This window comes from Pseudomonas sp. AN3A02, from assembly GCF_011765255.1.
GTDB lineage: Bacteria > Pseudomonadota > Gammaproteobacteria > Pseudomonadales > Pseudomonadaceae > Aquipseudomonas.
In genome coordinates this window covers 47,701-65,474 of the sequence record NZ_JAARNI010000012.1, presented here as the reverse complement: position 1 = coordinate 65,474, position 17,774 = coordinate 47,701, and the positions used below count along the sequence as shown (strand labels likewise).

The 17,774-nt window shown below is 60.7% G+C and carries 20 protein-coding genes and 1 tRNA gene; 7 read left to right on the top strand and 14 right to left on the bottom strand.

Going from position 1 to position 17,774, the window contains the following annotated elements; all coding sequences use genetic code 11:
* Positions 1-5: 5 nt before the first annotated feature.
* Positions 6-368 carry a transcriptional regulator gene (locus HBJ59_RS27865; RefSeq protein WP_076014955.1) on the top strand — a complete coding sequence of 121 codons (363 nt, stop codon included), beginning with the start codon at positions 6-8 and terminating at the stop codon, positions 366-368.
* On the opposite strand, the gene sctU is transcribed toward HBJ59_RS27865, so the two are convergent.
* From sctU to sctW, 11 genes are read right to left on the bottom strand one after another with little or no spacing between them, the layout of a single operon-like run.
* Positions 365-1,462 carry a type III secretion system export apparatus subunit SctU gene (gene sctU, locus HBJ59_RS27860; protein ID WP_076014954.1) on the bottom strand — a complete coding sequence of 366 codons (1,098 nt, stop codon included), beginning with the start codon at positions 1,460-1,462 and terminating at the stop codon, positions 365-367. The two genes, HBJ59_RS27865 and sctU, sit on opposite strands and share 4 nt — an antisense overlap.
* The gene (gene sctT / locus HBJ59_RS27855) at positions 1,459-2,247 is read right to left on the bottom strand and encodes a type III secretion system export apparatus subunit SctT (RefSeq protein ID WP_167665415.1); all 789 of its coding nucleotides are present in this window, start codon (positions 2,245-2,247) and stop codon (positions 1,459-1,461) included. Before sctT ends, sctU begins: the two co-directional genes overlap by 4 nt.
* Positions 2,248-2,257: 10 nt before the next feature.
* On the bottom strand, positions 2,258-2,521 hold the full coding sequence (gene sctS, locus HBJ59_RS27850) for a type III secretion system export apparatus subunit SctS (protein ID WP_010177045.1): 264 nt from the start codon (positions 2,519-2,521) through the stop codon (positions 2,258-2,260).
* A 7-nt stretch (positions 2,522-2,528) separates the two neighbouring features.
* Entirely contained in the window at positions 2,529-3,182 is a 654-nt protein-coding gene (sctR, locus tag HBJ59_RS27845; protein ID WP_076014952.1) for a type III secretion system export apparatus subunit SctR, read from the bottom strand.
* Entirely contained in the window at positions 3,179-4,192 is a 1,014-nt protein-coding gene (locus HBJ59_RS27840) for a FliM/FliN family flagellar motor switch protein (protein ID WP_167665414.1), read from the bottom strand. The genes sctR and HBJ59_RS27840 overlap by 4 nt, the downstream gene beginning before the upstream one ends.
* Positions 4,189-4,647: a type III secretion system HrpP C-terminal domain-containing protein gene (locus HBJ59_RS27835; protein WP_076014950.1), complete on the bottom strand. Its 459-nt coding sequence runs from the start codon at positions 4,645-4,647 to the stop codon at positions 4,189-4,191. The genes HBJ59_RS27840 and HBJ59_RS27835 overlap by 4 nt, the downstream gene beginning before the upstream one ends.
* Entirely contained in the window at positions 4,619-5,059 is a 441-nt protein-coding gene (locus HBJ59_RS27830; protein WP_167665413.1) for a YscO family type III secretion system apparatus protein, read from the bottom strand. Before HBJ59_RS27830 ends, HBJ59_RS27835 begins: the two co-directional genes overlap by 29 nt.
* The gene (locus HBJ59_RS27825; RefSeq protein WP_167665412.1) at positions 5,046-6,404 is read right to left on the bottom strand and encodes a FliI/YscN family ATPase; all 1,359 of its coding nucleotides are present in this window, start codon (positions 6,402-6,404) and stop codon (positions 5,046-5,048) included. Before HBJ59_RS27825 ends, HBJ59_RS27830 begins: the two co-directional genes overlap by 14 nt.
* Positions 6,401-7,300 carry an FHA domain-containing protein gene (locus HBJ59_RS27820; RefSeq protein WP_178124300.1) on the bottom strand — a complete coding sequence of 300 codons (900 nt, stop codon included), beginning with the start codon at positions 7,298-7,300 and terminating at the stop codon, positions 6,401-6,403. The genes HBJ59_RS27825 and HBJ59_RS27820 overlap by 4 nt, the downstream gene beginning before the upstream one ends.
* 10 nt (positions 7,301-7,310) lie before the next feature.
* Positions 7,311-9,407: a type III secretion system export apparatus subunit SctV gene (sctV, locus tag HBJ59_RS27815; RefSeq protein ID WP_076014946.1), complete on the bottom strand. Its 2,097-nt coding sequence runs from the start codon at positions 9,405-9,407 to the stop codon at positions 7,311-7,313.
* Complete coding sequence (gene sctW, locus HBJ59_RS27810; protein ID WP_167665410.1) at positions 9,404-10,498, bottom strand: type III secretion system gatekeeper subunit SctW; 1,095 nt, start codon at positions 10,496-10,498, stop codon at positions 9,404-9,406. Before sctW ends, sctV begins: the two co-directional genes overlap by 4 nt.
* A gap of 264 nt (positions 10,499-10,762) precedes the next feature.
* On the opposite strand from sctW, the gene HBJ59_RS27805 reads away from it, so the two are divergent.
* Positions 10,763-11,314: an RNA polymerase sigma factor gene (locus HBJ59_RS27805; RefSeq protein ID WP_076014944.1), complete on the top strand. Its 552-nt coding sequence runs from the start codon at positions 10,763-10,765 to the stop codon at positions 11,312-11,314.
* 108 nt (positions 11,315-11,422) lie between these two features.
* On the opposite strand, the gene HBJ59_RS27800 is transcribed toward HBJ59_RS27805, so the two are convergent.
* On the bottom strand, positions 11,423-12,640 hold the full coding sequence (locus HBJ59_RS27800; protein ID WP_008430708.1) for an MFS transporter: 1,218 nt from the start codon (positions 12,638-12,640) through the stop codon (positions 11,423-11,425).
* Positions 12,641-13,066: 426 nt separating this feature from the next.
* Between HBJ59_RS27800 and HBJ59_RS27795 the strand changes: the two genes are divergently transcribed.
* Positions 13,067-13,387 carry a DUF6124 family protein gene (locus HBJ59_RS27795; protein WP_063033154.1) on the top strand — a complete coding sequence of 107 codons (321 nt, stop codon included), beginning with the start codon at positions 13,067-13,069 and terminating at the stop codon, positions 13,385-13,387.
* Positions 13,388-13,655: 268 nt separating this feature from the next.
* Positions 13,656-13,732: transfer RNA gene (locus tag HBJ59_RS27790), tRNA-Met, on the top strand.
* A gap of 80 nt (positions 13,733-13,812) precedes the next feature.
* Here HBJ59_RS27790 and HBJ59_RS27785 read toward each other — a convergent pair.
* A complete protein-coding gene (locus HBJ59_RS27785; RefSeq protein ID WP_167665409.1) occupies positions 13,813-14,853 on the bottom strand; it encodes a DMT family transporter in 1,041 nt (346 codons plus the stop codon).
* 145 nt (positions 14,854-14,998) lie between these two features.
* Here HBJ59_RS27785 and rimJ point away from each other — a divergent pair, with 145 nt between their 5' ends.
* Complete coding sequence (gene rimJ / locus HBJ59_RS27780; RefSeq protein WP_167665408.1) at positions 14,999-15,553, top strand: ribosomal protein S5-alanine N-acetyltransferase; 555 nt, start codon at positions 14,999-15,001, stop codon at positions 15,551-15,553.
* Here the strand turns inward: rimJ and HBJ59_RS27775 are convergent.
* Positions 15,550-16,101, bottom strand: a complete 552-nt coding sequence (locus HBJ59_RS27775) for a hypothetical protein (protein ID WP_178124298.1) — start codon at positions 16,099-16,101, stop codon at positions 15,550-15,552. The two genes, rimJ and HBJ59_RS27775, sit on opposite strands and share 4 nt — an antisense overlap.
* Before the next feature lie 161 nt (positions 16,102-16,262).
* On the opposite strand from HBJ59_RS27775, the gene HBJ59_RS27770 reads away from it, so the two are divergent.
* Together HBJ59_RS27770 and HBJ59_RS27765 are read left to right on the top strand one after the other, a co-directional pair.
* Positions 16,263-16,778, top strand: a complete 516-nt coding sequence (locus HBJ59_RS27770; protein WP_167665407.1) for a sigma-70 family RNA polymerase sigma factor — start codon at positions 16,263-16,265, stop codon at positions 16,776-16,778.
* Positions 16,775-17,719 (top strand): FecR domain-containing protein, encoded by a 945-nt coding sequence (locus HBJ59_RS27765; RefSeq protein ID WP_076014940.1) that lies wholly within the window; start codon positions 16,775-16,777, stop codon positions 17,717-17,719. The genes HBJ59_RS27770 and HBJ59_RS27765 overlap by 4 nt, the downstream gene beginning before the upstream one ends.
* The last annotated feature ends 55 nt before the right edge of the window (positions 17,720-17,774 follow it).

Here is a 17,774-nt window from a genome sequence, read left to right as displayed (position 1 = left end):
ACCCCATGGGATTACCCGACGATGATCAACATCGCCAGGTTTTCCTGGACCAGCTGGTGAGCGGCAATGACGCTCACCTGCCCCTGTCTCCAGGTATTACCCTGCTCCCCATCAAGGCCGGTACCCAGCGGGGCCTGGCCTTGCAGATAACACCCGAGACTTTACAGGCCAGGCAGTTGCAACACGTGCTTGAACGGCGCTTTGAACATGCGCAGGCGTTCGACGGGTGCTTTGTCTACCTTGATGCCAAGGGTGCGCTGGTAATCTGGCACGCGTTGCCGGTGGGCGACGCTGCGCTCAGTGACATCGTCAGCCGAATACTGTCCCTGGCCAGGCTCGAAGCGCTGGATGTACGCCGCACGCGTTAACGCTGTTCCAGCTCCGGCAAATGCAGGGTGTCGCGCTTGGCCTCATCATCCAGCTCACGCAGCGTACGGTAGATGAGGGCCACCGCCTGCAGTGTCTCCCGTGGAATGGGCGCCCCCAGTTTCTTCTCATAGAGCGTACGCGCCAGCCATACGCACTGGATCACCGGTACATCGGCCGCCTTGGCGCGGTCGATCAGTTTGCGGGCCTCGGCATCCGTACCCTTGTCTACCAACATTGGCAGCGGGGTTTTCCCGGGGCGGTAGTAGAGCGCGACGGCAAAATGCGTCGGGTTGACCACCAGCATGTCGGACTCTTCAAGCTTGGGCAGCTTGACCTTCGGCTCTTCCTGGGCCAGTTGATACGCCAGCTGACGCCGCTGACCCTTGACGTGGGGGTCGCCTTCCATGTCCTTGTATTCTTTCATCACCTCCACCTGGGTCATGCGCATGCGCTTGGCGAAGAAGTGCTTCTGCATCGCCATGTCGATCAGCGCCAGCACCAGCAACAATCCAAGGCAGGCATGCAGCAAGTGCCGGAACAAGGTGATCAGTGCCAGGATGTAGCTTTGCAAATCGCTGGTGGCCAGGTTGATCAACGCCGCCAACGACGGCTCGATTACCACGTACAACACCAGGGTCAGCAGCAGCGCCTTAGCCAGCCCCATCAACAGGTTCATCACCGACTGGGCGGAGAACATCTGCTTGAGTTGGCTGAGCGGGTTAAGGCGACTGAAGTTCGGTGCCAAGTTATCCGGCGCGAACAGGAAGCCGAACTGCAACCAGCCGCTGATCAGCTTCACGGCAATCGCCACCCCGGCCATCAACAGGGCGAACGAGAAAAACATCAGCAGGCCTTCCATCAGCACTTCTTCCAGGGCCCGCACGAAGGGCCGGCCGATGCCCGACATCGCCAGCATGATCAATTGCTGGAGGCGCTGCATGCTAGTTTCAGCGGTGAGCAAGGCGATTTCACTCAAGGCGGTCAGCACCAATAACTTGCCGACATCCTGGCTCTGCGCGACCTGGCCTTTCTTGCGCTGGTCCTTGAGCTTCTTGGGGGTGGCGGCGTGTTTTTTCTCCCCCGAATCACTCATGGTGCAACCCCCTGAAACATCAGGCCGATGGAATGTTTAAGGTCTGCCGGCTGCGCCATACGGGTGACGATCAAATCCTGCAGCAATGGAAAATACAGCAGCAGAATCCCAAGCCCGGCGAGGCTCTTGACCGGCGTTGCCAAGGTGGAAACCTGCAGCTGCGGGCTGTACAAACCGAGCACCGCGAAGCCGAATTCCAGAAACAGCAGCACCGCAATAAACGGTGCGGCATACAGCATCATGTGGGTAAAGGTGTCGCCCAGCACGCCGAGGAAAACGCTGAAGCCATTGGTGGCCGGCAACGGCAGCCAGGCGGTGGCCGGCCAGATCAGGTAGCTGTCCCAGATCACTTGGGTCAACACGCTCAGCCCCAGCATGACGATCAGCAGATATATCACCAACTGTTTGAACAGGTGCCCGATGGGGGTGGCATCCGGCCCCAGCGACGGGTTGAGTTGGCCACCCGCCAAGGCGCCGCGCTGGTTATCCAGCAGCGCGCCCACCGACTCGAACATCCAGAACGGCATGGCCAGCAAGACACCCAGCAAAATACCCAGGGCCGCTTCCTTGAGTAGCAGCGCGCAGATCATCAGCGCGGAGTAGTCCTGGCCACTCATGACGGCATGAATACCGGGCGCCGGAATCAACGCCATGACCATCACAATCACGTGCCGGGGCAGGCCGCGGATATGTTGAAAACTGAACGCCGGCACCAGGAACGCACAGGGATAAATGCGCGCCATGGCCACCAGCAGGCTTGGCAAATATTCAAGATAAAGCAGCACGCGCAGTCCCTCAGTTCAATGCCGAACGGGCGATCATGTCGAACATCAGGTTGATCAGCTGGATCAACTCCAGGCCGATCCAGCGACCGGTCAACACCAGGGTAATGCCCACCGCCACCAGCTTGATGCCGAAGGGCAGCGTCTGGTCCTGGATCTGCATCAGGGCCTGCACCAGTGACGTCAGCACGCCGACAATCACCGCTACGATCAACGGCGGTGCCGACAGCACCACCACCAGCAGCATGCCCTGCTTGAACAGCACGATCGGTTCCATAGGTCACTCAGAGGTAAGAAAGGAACAGGCTGTCGAGCAATCGCGACCACCCGGAAACCATGACGAACAACAGCAGTTTGAGCGGCAGGGAAATGGTCATGGGCGAAACCATTTGCATCCCCAGGGCCAACAGCAGATTGGAGACAATCAGGTCGATGACGATGAACGGAATATAGATCAGGAAGCCGATCTCGAACCCCGCCTGCAACTGGGAAAGCACAAACGCCGGGATCAACAGGATCAGGTCTTCGCGTTGAGTGCTTTGTGCCATTTCAGGCGGCCACATGCGTGCGCTGTTTTCCAGCAGGTGAGTCAACACATCCGGATCGGTGTTGCGCAGCATGAATGCGCGCAACGGCGCGATGGCCTCAACCCCTGTGTCCATAAGCGTCTGCACATTGCTCGTGTCCACAGGGGAGGCTTTCACGTTCTGAGCAATTTCATACCCCACGGGCGCCATGATAAACAACGTCGCGGCCAGTGCTATACCGTTGATAGCCATGCTCGGTGGCACCTGCTGCACGCCAATGGCGTTGCGGGTAATCATCAGCACGATGACGATCTTCAAGAAGGCCGTGCAGATGATCAATAGCATCGGCATCAACGACAGCGCACCGAAAAAAACCGCGAGAATCAGGGGGTCAATCCCTTGGAACATCATCGGGCAAAAACCACGCGAGACAACTGCAACCCCAGGCGCCCGTCCACTTCCACCAACTGCCCCTGGCCAATCGGCCGATCGCCGTAATAGAGCCCCGCCATGCCGGGGGCGTAACCGGAGATGCCCAATACCGCGCCGGGGGCCAAGTTGCGCAGTTCGCCGAGGGTCAGGCTGAGGGTGCCACAGCGCACATTCAGAGCCATGCTCAACTCGTCGAAGGGCTCATGGCCGAAGACGTCCACCACGGGCTGATCATCCGCATGTCCAGGGTATTGTTGTGTTGCAAAATCCTCGTCCACGGACGTTTCCTCAATCGAAATAAGCGTCAGGCACAACGGCCCGGATTCATCATCAATACGGCCGTGCAGCCGGTGCCTGCCAACGTGCAGGAGGCCGTTTCCCTGAGGGTCGAACGTGGGTTGTTCAAGCATCACCACATCACCGGCACGCAGGTGGCGCACCTGGAGAATCGGCAGCCGCAGGTACCCCAGCGTCACCGCAAGCGCCAGTTGAAACGACGCGGGCAGCGGCGCAGCTATGGGCCGCCAGGGGCCGGCGTCGCACAGCGCCAGCAAGGTCTCGGGCGCCAGCCACAGGTAACCCACCACGCGGGACGCACCCAGCGTCACCGTCAACCGGCAGCCGAACGTCAACTTCCTGGGGACAGGCAACAACCGCAGGTAACCGAACAGCGCTCGCACCTCGGGACTCAGGTGGTGCTGGAACAATTCCCAGAACCAGGAATCCGGGTCGTTGCCGGCCTCTGCCAGTGTCACCGGGCACTCCCCCAGCAGGCTGAACAGCGGCCCGGGCTCGGCGAACGCCAGCACCCCGCTGGTACTCTCGAAACACAGCGGTTTGCCCCCCACGGGCGCACGACCGGGCACCATCAGCAACTCACCGTGCTGCCCAGAGACCTGAAATGACATGCGCATGCCACGCCCTAATCTGCGCCGCGCCGCCACTGTGTTTGCGTTGACCACGGGCACGCTCAAAACCGGCATGATCATGCCGGGGCCATGTGTGCCAGGTGCACGTGCACTGGTTGGGCCAGCGCTCCGGCCAAGCCGTCCTCAAGGCGTTGCCGCACGCCTGGCAGCCAACGTGCGGTGTGCGTTTCCTCAGCCGTCAGCTCAACGTTCCAGGCGCCTTGTTCGCGGCGCACGCTCGCGGTGATCCGCCCCAGGCGCGGCAGGTACAACATCGCTTGCAACGGCCACTGCGCAGCGGCCTGTATCCGGGGCGCCAATTGCTCAGTCATCGCCTCGATCATCAGCGCCTCGGTTGGCGCTGTCAGTGCCGTGCGGGAGGAACCATAGCCGCCCCCCTCACGGTCGCGGGTAAACAGTTGGGTAAATAACAGCCTCTGCTCCACGGGCACGAACGCCCCCGTACCGGGCTCACGTTCATCCCGAGGCTCGCGCGGACGCGGACGCTCAGGTTTGTTCACTGGAACTTGCGTCATCGTTCTCTTCCTGCACCAACAAAAGGGATAGCTCCTGGAGTTTTTCAACTTCGCGCAAACACTGGGTAACGTGCCGCTGTGCGCCGTCGACATGGGTGAGTTGTTCCTCGCGCTGACCGTGCAACGCATGCAACTGCCCTTCCTCGCGCCGGGTGTCGGCGGAGAACGTGCGCTCCTGGGTATTCCAGGACTTGAGGTCGCGAAACGAGATCACTTGCCCTTGATGCTGGCCCAACAGCTCTGCGGTTTTGCGCGCCTCCTCCTGGCGGGTGTGCTCAAGCACGTCCTGTGCCTGCTGGATCTGCAACAGCAGCGCTTGCTGAAGCCGCTTGGCCGCCCGCAACGTGCGCTCGGCGCGATCAGCCCGATGCTTGCGCAGGCGCCGCAGGGTGTCTATTTCAGAAAGGGACATCGCAGGTCAGCTCCATCAGCAGATCAAGGGTGGCTTGCATCGGCGCCGGCTCACGCAAGTCCTGGCGCAGGAAACCATCGACTGCCTGGCGGCTGTTCACCGCCAGGTCTGTCAGGGCATCGCTGCCAGGCTGGTACTCGCCCAGCTTGAGCATCAGCTCGATCTGCTGGTAGGCCGACAACAAACGCCGCAATGCGGTGCCGGCCTTGATGTGCGCGGGCTGGGCCACGTTGCTTAAAATTCGGGAAAGGCTGGCCAACACGTCCACCGCCGGGTAGTGGCCGCGCTCGGCCAGCTTGCGGGACAACACGATATGGCCATCGAGCAGCGAGCGGACTTCATCGGCCACCGGGTCGTTCATCGAGTCCTGCTCGATCAGCACGGTGTAGATCGCGGTGATCACCCCGTCGCGGGTCAACCCGGCGCGCTCCACCAAGCGCGGCATCAGGCTGTACACCGACGGCGGCAGGCCGCCACGGCCCAGTGGCTCACCGGCGGCCAGGCCGATCTCGCGCTGGGCCCGGGCGAACCGGGTCAGGGAGTCAATCAGCAGCAACACACGTTTGCCCTTGCGTCGAAACCCTTCGGCCAATGCGGTCGCCGTGAAGGCGGCGCGCGCCCGTTCCATGCTGGAGCGATCAGAGGTCGCACACACCAGCACCGCCTTGGCTCGTAGCTGATCGTCCAACTCATGGTCGAGAAACTCGCGCAGCTCGCGGCCGCGCTCTCCGATCAGGCCGAACACAATCACATCGCACTCCACGTTCCGGGCGATCTCGGCCAACAAGGTGGTCTTGCCACAGCCGGCACCGGCGAACAGGCCGACACGCTGACCTTCCCCCAGCGTCACCAACCCATCGATCGAGCGCACCCCGGTAGACAGCGCCCGGTTGATCCGCGGCCGCTCGGTGGGCAAGGGTGCCTCGCACAGCACAGGGCTCGCATCCTCGGCGTCATCCTCGACAAACGCACTCGGTCCTTCGCCCGCAATCGGCCGGCCAAAGCCATCCAGCACCTGCCCCAGCAAATCGTCCCCCACCCGCACCCGATGCGGCACCCCAAGGCGCTGCACGCTGGCGCCCACCCGCACGCCTTCCAAGTTGCCCAGGGCACTGAGCACGGCATCCTGTTGATCGAAACCGATGATCTCGGCGAGCATGTAATCGCCCACGGTTTTTTCGACCTGGCATAAGTCACCGATGCGCGCCTGAGGCAGCCGGCATTGCAGCAACATGCCGTTGACCCGCTGGATACGACCGCGCACCGCCACCGGCGCAAAGCTGGCCAGCGCACTCGACTGGCGCTGCTGCCAAGCCTCAAGACGGGCCTGTATCTGCTCACTCACCAGCGCACCTCGAACCGTTGCTTGCCATCGAATACCACTTTGGTGTTGTCGATCAGCACCAGCCGCAGACCCTCCACCTCGTCACCGACGAACAGCCGGTTGCCCTGCTCCAGAACCACATGCCCATGAGGCCCGCCGACGATCTGCAAAATCTTGAAGGGCAGTTCACTGTTGCGTTCGCTGACACGGCTGAGCACCGGCACCGAGGTTTCGAACTGCTCACCAAAACGGCTGAGCATGCGCGATACCAATTCCACGTCGTCCCGGGACACATCGCCGTTGAGGCTGACCTGGCCATTGATCACTTGCAGGCTCACACGGTGGCCCAACTCTCGCTCGCCGAGCATCTTGAGCAACTGCTGACGCACCTCGTAGGGCGAGCCCAACTCGGGCTTGCGGACCTCTGGTGGCATCAGCGATGCCTGTGCCTGGCGTTCACCATTGGTAGCCATACCGATCGCCGTGATGATGACCGCCCCCACCACCACCAGGCTGATCAAACGCTTCTGCTGCGACCTCGAAATCGAGGACAACGTCAGCGTCGGCGGCGTCTCACTGACGGATGCCGGCTCCGTCGCCGTAACGACAGGCGCCTTGGGCCAGGGCTGATCGGCCCGGGTGACGCAGAGCCGAATCTGGCCAATCGAAAAAGGCACGTTGAGTGGCAAGTCACTGATCTGAGCGACGAGCTGACCCTCGGCGTTCTGCACCAGCCCTTGCTCGGCCTGCAGCAACCATTGCCCGCCTGCAAGGCGCAACCACACGTGCCACTCGGCAATGCCCGGGTCGAACAGCGAAAGGTCCGCGTCAGGAGCGGCACCAATACTCCACTGCTCGCCAAACAGCGGCAACGCCGCCCCCTGGTGCTGGCCATCCAGCACGCGCAACTCAAACATCATCAAGCCCTCATGCCACTGCGCCGTGCAACAGATCATCCTGACCCAGATCAAAACGCCCCAGTACCTTCACCTTCGAGGAGCTGCCCAACTCGGCAAACGACAGCACCGGCACATGGTTGAATTCTTCCAGCAGCAAGGTACGCAAAGGGCTGCGCAAATCCTGCGCGACCAACAGCACGCTCTTGCTCTTGGCCCGCACGGTAAAGGCTTGTTTGAGCAGGCTGACCAGCACCGCACTGCTGTCGTTGTCGAGGGAAAAGAACACCCCCGTTTGAGTCTGGCGCAATGCATCGCGCAGCACGTTTTCGGTGTGGGGCGACAACAGCCAGGCATGCAGGCCATCGGCTTCGCTGTACTGATGGAAAATCTGCGACTTGAGGGCGATGCGCGCGTAGTCGGCCAAGGCGTCCGGCTCACGTTCATGCTGGCCGTACTCGATCAAGGCCTCGACGATCAGACGCACGGCACGCAGCGGAACACCCTCGCTGGCCAGGCGCTGCAACACCGCCGAGAAACGTGAAAGCGGCATGATGCGTTGCAGTTCCTGCACCAGTTCCGGCTGGTTGAATTCGAGCCAACTGAGGATCGACTTGCTCTCCTGAATCCCGAGGAACTGCGGCCCGCTCAGCAGCATCGCGCGGGTCATGCGCTCGATGATCAAGCTCTCTGCGGTGAAGCGCTCCAATTGCTCATCGTCAAGCAATGGATCATCGGGCGCCAACCACACCCATTCCTGTTCGTCGCGCTCAGGCAGTCCCTTGGCGCCGTCTTCGGGCTCAGCGGCCAGGGTGTCACGGACCACCGCCATGCGATTGCCAAGAGTGGCCTTGATCATCGGCACTTCATGCACGCAAAAGCGGAACTCATCGTCGGCCAGTGCCGGTGCGAACTCGACTTCAAACGGCGGCAGCGTCAGGCCGATTTGCGTGACCAGGCCATTGCGCGCCTGGCGAATGCCATGGGTGACCTGCGCCACCTGCGCACTGCCGTGCAAAGCTGCGGGGTACTGCAACAGGTAAGGCCGCGACGGATCAAAGCCGCGCAAGTCTTCTTCACCATTGTCTTGCGGGGCGACCGTATCGGCATTCGTTTGCTCCGGCTGCTCTAGCCGCTGGCGCTTGCGTACCAGGTAATAACCCAGGGAACCGGTGATCAATGAAATGAGGATGAATACCATCGTCGGCATCCCGGGAAGCGCCGCAAACGCGAGCATCCCGACCGAGGCGATGATCCAGCTCTTGGGTTCGCTGGTCATTTGCCGGGCGATCTCGGCGCCCATGTTGTTGGCGCCCTTGTTACGCCCGGACGGCGCCACGCGGGTGATGATCATGCCGGCGGTCAAGGAAATCAGCAGCGCGGGAATCTGCGCAATCAGGCCATCACCGATGGTCAATACCGAGTACAGCGCCATGGAATCGCCGGCGCTCATGCCGTGCTGGAACATGCCGGTGGAGAAACCGCCCAGCAAGTTGATCACCACGATAATCAGCCCGGCAATCGCGTCGCCCTTGACGAATTTCATGGCCCCGTCCATGGCCCCGAACAGCTGGCTCTCGCGGGACAACTGCTCACGTTTGTCCCGGGCCTGCTCGCCATCGATCAGGCCGGCACGCAAATCACTGTCGATGGACATTTGCTTGCCGGGCATGGCGTCCAGGCTGAACCGCGCCGCCACTTCAGCAACACGCTCGGAACCTTTGGTGATCACCAGGAAGTTGACGATGGTCAGGATCATGAAGATCACCAACCCCACCGCCAGGTTGCCGCCCACCACGAAATTGCCGAAGGCCTCGACGATATCGCCGGCGTCCTGCTCCAGCAGAATCAATCGCGTGGTGGCAATCGAGAGGGCCAGGCGAAACATCGTGGTCAGCAACAGGATCGACGGAAACGAGGAAAACGCCAGCGGCCCCGGCAGGTACAACGCCAGCACGATCAACAGGCACGAGATACAGATATTGAGGGCAATCAGGATGTCCACCAGCCAGGTGGGCAGCGGCACAATAAAGATAAACACAATGGCCATGATAACCACCGCGCCCAAGACTTCGGCACGTTGTGCAACCTTCAGCAGCACGCCATTGATGACCCGTAATGCGCTCATGCATCGGGGCCCTGCAAGGCCATACCCTGCCGGGCGCCGCGCTCGGTGCGGGCGTACTCGTCCATCACCAGCAAAAAGCTGTTCAGGCACTCTTCACGGCCCCTCGTATCACGCCACACTGCCAGCGGCAGGCTCTTGAGAACGGGGTAAACGCTATTGAGTGAAATCACTTGATTGAGTACGTCAGCACCGCCCAATTCATTGGCCAGACGCTGGATCTCGGCAGCCGCAATCCCGGTGTTCGAGTAGGCCAGCAAGCGTTGGAGCAGCGCCACCGCGTCCCGTGTCACGTCGGGATAGGTCAGGGCCAGGCGCTCGATCAGGTCCCGGCAATTACACAGGATGCCACCCAGTTGGTCGCAGCCGCGCAACCCCACCAGCAGCGTGAGCAATTTTGCCGAAGCAATCGAAGGGGTCAGCGCCGCAATATCGTCGGCCAGGGCACGACGCATCAGCTTCAGCCCCAGGCCGAAGTCATCGCCACCGAACAACCCCAGCAGCGCTTGCAGCATCGTTGCCAGGGATTGCCGGGTGACCACGCTGGCGTAATACACACCGCGCACCGCCTGCCGCAGTTGCGGGTCATCACTGCTGGCCTGCAGCGCCAATGCCGTGTTCAGGCCCGCCTGGATCTGCGGCTTGAAGCGCATCTCCAGCTTCACCAGCGCCTCACGGGCCAGCTTCGCCTCGTTGCTGCGCACCTCGGCATCGGCCTGCGCGGCCACTTGCTGGAGCACCACGTAGGCCCGGGCCGGGTCATTGCCGGTGATCTCCAAAAACTTCTCGACGCTGGAGTTCACCAACAGTTGAACCCTGACATTACGCGCGACGGTCGCCAGCGTTGCCTGAGCCGGATGCCCCAACTGTTCATAGAGTTGCGCCAGTTGCTCGACCGGCATAACACGCAGGCCTATCTGCCGCCGTCCGAGCGCACGGCTGTTGAGCTCGACCTCTTGGTTGAACAGCGAACCGAGGTCGTCGCCGATCGGCGCGGCGCTCGCCGTGGAGGGTGGCCGGTGATCAACCCTTGCAGGCGCAGGCTGTTCCAGGCTCTGGGGCTTTTGCACATCAATATGGGGATCGACTTTCATGGGGAATGCCAGGACGGGGAGATTCGTGTCCTTGTGTGGCGGGCAAACCCGTTACGGTTCCAACTTATCGGCGATTGCGAGGCTTATGAAAAAACCGGCACAACCCTGCGAAGGTTTGTGCAAAACCTTGCGTAAAAAAGCATGAAAACAAGATATTTCGCTATATATATCAATAACTTATGAGTAATTAGTGCTTGGCACAGGCAGTGCTAAGGGGGTTCCCGTCGGAATTATTCCGATCGTGTCTACCCTGAGGAAAAAATCATGGATATCCCTATCGATGTTTTAGTTCACCTTACACCTGACCCGCACCGCTCCATCCAGAACCTGTCGGAAGACCACCACAAGAAACTCCGCCGCTTCATTCATAAACGCGTACTGAACCCGGAAGACGCAGACGATATTCTGCAACTGACGTACCTGGAGGCCTGGCGCAACCGGGACCGCTTCAGTGGCCAGGCCACCCTCAGCACCTGGATGTGCGGGATTGCCCAGAACCTGATCCGCAACCACTTCCGGCGCATGTATGCCAAACCGGTGCATTGCGAATTCGATGAGGCGCTGTGGCATGGGCAGGAAGAAAACAACAGCCTGGACTGGCAGTTCGAGATCAACCGCAAACTGGAAAAGACCCTGCGGGCGATCACGCACTTGCCGCCGGAAATGCGTAAAACGCTCTACGCCTCGCTGGAAACCGACGGCAGCTACCAAGACACCGCCGACGCCATGGACATCCCCATCGGCACCGTACGCTCACGTTTGTCCAGGGCGCGCGAACAGTTGAAGCGAGCCACGTACAACCCGCTACAACCGTAAATCAGGGCCTGGCGCAACGCCGACACCCTTTGCAGGAGCAATTGATTTACCCCGTTTGACGCAAGCGTTGGGCAGCAAGGATATCTGCCCGACTCGATTGACCTGGTATCAGGCCTTTTTGGTACGCGGCAACAGAATTGCCAACACCCCGAACAGCGGCAGGAACGAGCACAGCGTGTACACGTACTCGATGCCGTGGATGTCTGCCAGGTGCCCGAGCAACGCTGCACCAATCCCGCCAAACCCGAACATCAATCCGAAGAACACCCCGGCGATCATCCCCACATTGCCTGGCACCAATTCTTGCGCGTACACCACAATCGCCGAGAACGCCGAGGCCAGGATAAAGCCGATCACTACGCTCAGAATGCTGGTCCAGAACAGGTCCACGTGAGGCAGCAGCAAGGTGAACGGCGCAACGCCGAGGATCGAAAACCAGATCACTGCCTTACGGCCGATCTTGTCGCCAATCGGCCCGCCAAAGAACGTACCCGCCGCCACCGCACCCAGGAACAGAAACAGATGCAACTGGGAACTGGCCACCGACAGGTCGAACTTCTCGATCAGGTAGAAGGTGAAGTAACTGGTGAAACTGGCCATGTAGAAGTACTTGGAAAACACCAGCAGGCCCAGCACCACCAATGCACTCAGCACCCGGCCTTTGGACAGGCCATGGGTGGCCGCCTGGCCTTGCTTGAGCTTGAACAGATTCAAGTGGTGCGCGTACCAGCGGCTGATCGCATACAGCACAAACAACGCAAACACCGCGAACAGACCGAACCAGGCCACATTGCCCTGGCCGAACGGAATGATGATCGCCGCCGCCAGCAAAGGACCGAACGCCGAGCCTGCGTTACCGCCCACCTGGAAGGTCGACTGCGCCAGGCCATAACGCCCGCCGGAAGCCAAGCGCGCCACGCGGGACGCTTCCGGGTGGAAGGTCGACGACCCGATACCAATCAACCCCGCCGCCAGCAGGATCAACGGGAAGCTGCCCACCTGGGACATCATCAAAATGCCCACCAGCGTACAAATCATCCCGCAGGGCAACAGGTACGGCTTGGGATGGCGGTCGGTGTAATAACCCACCCACGGTTGCAGCAGGGAAGCGGTGAGCTGGAACGTCAGAGTGATCAGCCCGACCTGGGTGAACGTCAGGCCGTAATTGGCCTTGAGCATCGGGTAGATCGAAGGCAGTACCGACTGAATCAAGTCATTGATCAAATGCGCCAGCGCCACCGCGCCGATTACACGCATCACCAACGGGCTGGTTTGCCCGGCGGCAGGCGCCGTAGCCACGGAGGGCTGGGAATTGCTCAGAGCCATGGGAGGTTTTCCATACAGCAGATGGATGCACAGGTGCAGGTGCGACAATGTGCCACTTTTGGGTGCAGGAAGGCTATCCCGTTAGCAGGCTAACGAGTAGGTGAATCGATGCAGCGGTCATGGCTTGTAAAGGGCCAGCAAGATGAATCCCTTTAATTTGCGGGACGTTTCCTAGAGAATCTTTCGGCCTTGTGCCTGGGGGAGTCGGTGACTAGTCTTCGGTCCGTCGCTGGTTTTCAGTGATCGGGTTTAGTCGCCCGGACTTATATCAGGCGCATGCTTTCATGAGGTTTCATGGTGGCTGTGCGCAGGGCACCTTCGGGTGCGCCGGGTTTTCCTGATTAGCCGGTCGACTAACCTGCGTACAGCCGCCACCCTTCGTTTAGTCGCGAACGGTACGGCTCCCAGTTAATCAGGAGCTACACCATGTTCAAGATCGTTCCCGATCCACCCCGTGACCAAGCCAAAGACCGCGCCGCCTTCAACCGAGCGCTCGACCACTACTTGCCGACCGACCCGCCGCAACCGTCGACAAACTTCTACGCCATCAGCGACGAAATCAGCTTCGAAGACTCCCTGCTCTACACCGCCGACCTGCTGCACAGCGCCTCTGCCACCGCGCTCGACTGTGGCGAACAACTGCAAAGCCCCGAGCGTGCCAAAGTGCTTGCCGTGTGGCACCTGCTGGAAATGGCCAAAGCCATGGTGGATCGCTCGATAGAGTGCCTGCACCCGCGCAAAACCTGACGCACGAACGCCAGAACACCACAGATCAAATGTGGGAGCGGGCTTGCTCGCGAATGCGGTAGACCAGCCAATACCTCTGTTGACTGACACACCGCATTCGCGAGCAAGCCCGCTCCCACACTTTAATCTCGCCGCCTTGGGACCTGCGCAAACCCCAACCGCTCGTCACCAAACCCGGTGTTTCCCGTTAAACAGTTGATAGCGTAGATAAATTTTCAAAAAAAGCGCTTGACGCATTCCCGTTCTCCGCGAATAATGCGCGCCACTTGGCTACATAGCTCAGTTGGTTAGAGCATAGCATTCATAATGCTGGGGTCCGGGGTTCAAGTCCCTGTGTAGCCACCAAGTACTAAAAACGGCTTACCGAAAGGTAGGCCGTTTTTTTATGCCTGAAGAAAAGTACACGGCCCTATACCCTAGAAAAGTCAGTGTTTATGCCGATGGTGTACATCGGGAAAATGCGCATGACTGTGCAGGATCGGTGCGTGCTCATGCGCATGACTATGTGGCTCGGTACCGTCCCACTCAAAGCCATGCACATGCTGGTGGTGCTCGTCGTGTGTATGGCGATGGCCGTGTGTGAGGGGATCATGCTGATGCTCGTGCGCATGATGTTCCATCAAATGAATCCACACTCCGATGGCCATCAAGGCGGCAGCGAGCAAGAACATCAGCGAGACCGACTCGCCCAGGATCAGGATCGAGATGACCGCGCCAAGGAAGGGAGCCGTGGAAAAATAGGCCCCGGTACGCGCACTGCCAAGCCCGCGCAGAGCGAGCACAAACAACACCAGACTCACGCCATACCCAAGCAGCCCCACCACCATGATGGACCCCAGCGTGGCCAAGGCTGGCAGTTGCGACCCGATGGCCAACGCCAAACAGCAATTGACCACACCCGCCGCCAAGCCTTTGCTCCCGGCGATAAACAGCGCATCTGAGGCAGAGACCTTACGGGTCAGGTTGTTATCGATGGCCCAACAAAAACAGGCAAACGCCACGGCCAGCGGCCCCATCCAATCATGAGCCGTCGCTGTCCCTTGCGGCCACGACAAAACGAGCCCGCCCAAAACAATGGCGATCATGCCGATCACAATCCGGCGATCCGCGTTCTCTTTAAACACGACCCACGCCAGCACGGCCGTGAGCACTGACTCAAGATTGAGCATCAGCGATGCGGTGGCGCCCGCGGTACGGGTGAGGCCATACATGAGCGCCACAGGCGCCAGCACGCCCCCAAAGACAATGGCGCCCATCAACCAGGGCCACTCTCCGGCTGCAAGCCCGGGCCGTTTCCAGCCGTGGTCGCGGGCAAACCGAACGATGGCCAGGCCCAGGCCGCTGCCCAGATAGAGCAGCCCTGCCAACAGGATGGGCGGCGTATCCACCCCCAAGAGCTTGGCGAGCGGAGTGCTGGCGCCGAACAGCGCCGCCGCCGCCAACGCGTAGAGAACGCTCACATTCATAATCGGTCGCCCTGTCAGGCTTATTGGATAAGGACGAGCATCATAGCTATGCCCGGGTAAGAATTATGTGAACGCCAGCCTGGCTGGATTCTGTACGACTGAAGCGGCAGGATAGCCCGGCTGGCAAACCACAAGAAGGTGACGCATGACATTCCCCGCTACCGGCATCAGCACTGACCGCCTCTTACTGCTGGGCGCCCACCCTTCCCACGCTCGCGCCCTGCAAAGGTACCTGCTGCAAAATCGCGCCTTTCTGCAGCCGTGGGAGCCTTCGCGTGACGACGCCTTTTTTGAACTGGACGCCATCACCGAACGCCTCCACGCCATGGCCGACAAAACCGCCAGCGGCGAAGCGTTGCACCTGCTGATATTCAGCCAGGACCAAATCATCGGTGCCTGCAACTTCAACAACATCGTGCGCGGTGCGTTTCAGGCCTGCCACTTGGGTTATGCGCTGGCTGAGTCCGCCCAAGGAAAGGGCCTGATGCATGAAGCGCTGACGGCGGCGATTGCCCATGTGTTCGACGCCATGCAGCTGCACCGCATCATGGCTAACTACCGCCCGGAGAATGAGCGCAGTGCGCGCCTGCTGGCGCGGCTGGGGTTTGAAAAAGAGGGTGAGGCGCGGGCGTATCTGAAGATCAACGGGGTCTGGGCGGACCATGTGTTAACTGCACTGATCAATCCGGCAAGCGACTAAATCCCTACCGGTAAAACCAGGTCCTTCTGCCCTTCCACCGTCACGTCATAAATCTTCTCGCTGCACACTGAGAACCCCTGTAAATCAAACTCCACCAGGTAGGTCTTGTTCGCTTTCGGCAAGAAGCTGCGCGATAACGGCCCGCACTTTTCCAGGGTGTACGACGTGCCGTGATCGCTGCGCCAGTTCGCAACGCCCTCCACCACGGTCAACTGATCCGCCGGCACCAGCGTCTCCCGGAACGGCCTGGCGCGATAAATTCCATGGGCCAGGCCCTTGTACAACCCTCGGGCAAACGCCGGCATTTGCTGCTCTTGGGCATCGTTATAAACAACCCCTACGCTACTCAATTTCCCTACGGGGCCGGAGCTGAAGCTCACCTGTGATTCCGTGCTGAGCATTCTGAAAATCACCTTCGCATGGTGGTCGTCTGCCATCAGCACGACTGGCTTGGGCTTGGCCGGTGGCGGGCCTTTTTGAGAGGAACAACCCACACCAAAAACGGCCACCACACACAACGGAATGACCCAAGCAAACGAACGATCCATAGATAAACTCAAGTCCTGTTAGATGCCGCGAAGGTTAAGTGGCAGATAGCTTAATGCCATCACCTCGAAAAAGTCTCTCTCAACCGATCATGTGCCGTCTATTGCAGCCCGAAGTTTTAAACCACTAGAATGGGATTAATTCTCACTTACGATTCTCTCTCATGAAGCTGTCTTCGCCCACCGACGCTCCTACGCTCGATGCGCTGTACCGCGGCTACCACGGCTGGTTGTTGACCTGGTTGCGGCGTCGCGTGCATTGCTCCCATCAGGCGGCCGACGTGGCGCAAGACACTTTCGTACGCTTGCTGGCATCGGGCACTTACATCGCGCCGGGTGAGCCACGGGCTTATCTGGCCACCATCGCGCGCCGGTTGCTGATGGACAATGGCCGCCGCCGACGCCTGGAACAGGCCTACCGCGAAGAGCTCGAACGCTGCGCCGCCTACCTTGAGCAAGCCCCATCGCCGGAGCAGATCCTGCAAGCCGCGCAAATGCTTGAAGCGATCGATCGGGCCTTGGCGCGCATGAACAAGCGGATACGCGACACCTTCATCCTGCGTTACCTCGAAGGCCTGGACCAGGCGCAAATCGCCCTGCGCCTCGGGGTCTCGGTGCGCACGGTACAGAACGACCTGGTGGAAGCCTTGCTGGCGTGCGATGCGTGCGCCCAGCCATGAACCAGCCTCTGCCCCACGCTGTGCTTCGCCAGGCTGCCGAATGGCTGGTGCGGCTGGATCACGAAGGCAACGACGCCAGCGAACAGGCGTTTCGCGCCTGGCTGGCCGCCGACCCGCAGCACCCCCAAGCCATTGCCCGCCTTCAGGGCCACTTGCAGCCTCTTAAACAAGCCCCGGCCCGTGCCGCATTGCGCCGCGCCCGGCAGCCTCGCCACGCGGCAACGCTGGTCAAGTGTCTCGCCCTGGCCCTGCTGCTAGCGGGCGTGCCGGCGTACCAGTACGAGCAACGTGGCTATCTGTTCGCCGACCTGAGTACCGACCGTGGCGAATGGCATCAGACGCTGCTGGCCGACGGCAGTGACCTGGAACTGGAAGGCAACTCCGCCGTGAACCTGCACCTGGACGCTACCGAGCGCCGCGTGCAACTGCTGCACGGCGAACTCCTGGTGGCGGTGGCCAAGGATGCCCAGCGGCCGTTTTATGTCGACACCCCGCAAGGCAGCATTCGCGCCCTGGGCACGCGCTTTATCGTCGAACTCAGCGACACAGCCACCGTGGTCAAGATGCTCGAATCTTCAACCCGCATCGACAGTGCCGGGCACACGATCACCCTCGCCCCCGGCCAGCAAGTGCGCCTGGATGCAAACGGGCCGGGCACGCCGAAAAGCGTCGACGTGCAGGCGCAGCAGCAAGCCTGGACGGCCCACCAGTTGCTGGCCAATGACGAGCCGCTGGCGGATGTGCTTGAGCGCCTGGCGCGGCATCGCCCAGGTGTGCTGATGTTTGATCGCAAGGCGCTGCAAGGCATTCGGGTGAGCGTGATGCTGCCGACGGACGACAGCGACCGCGCGTTGCGCCTGCTCACGCGCACCCTGCCGATTGAAGTCAGCACCTACACCCCGTGGCTTACCCGTGTGCGCTTGAAAGTACCGGCCGAATAATTTTTGCGCCTCGCTGCGTGTTTTCGGTTTTACCGCGTCCTTCCCTTGGCCAACA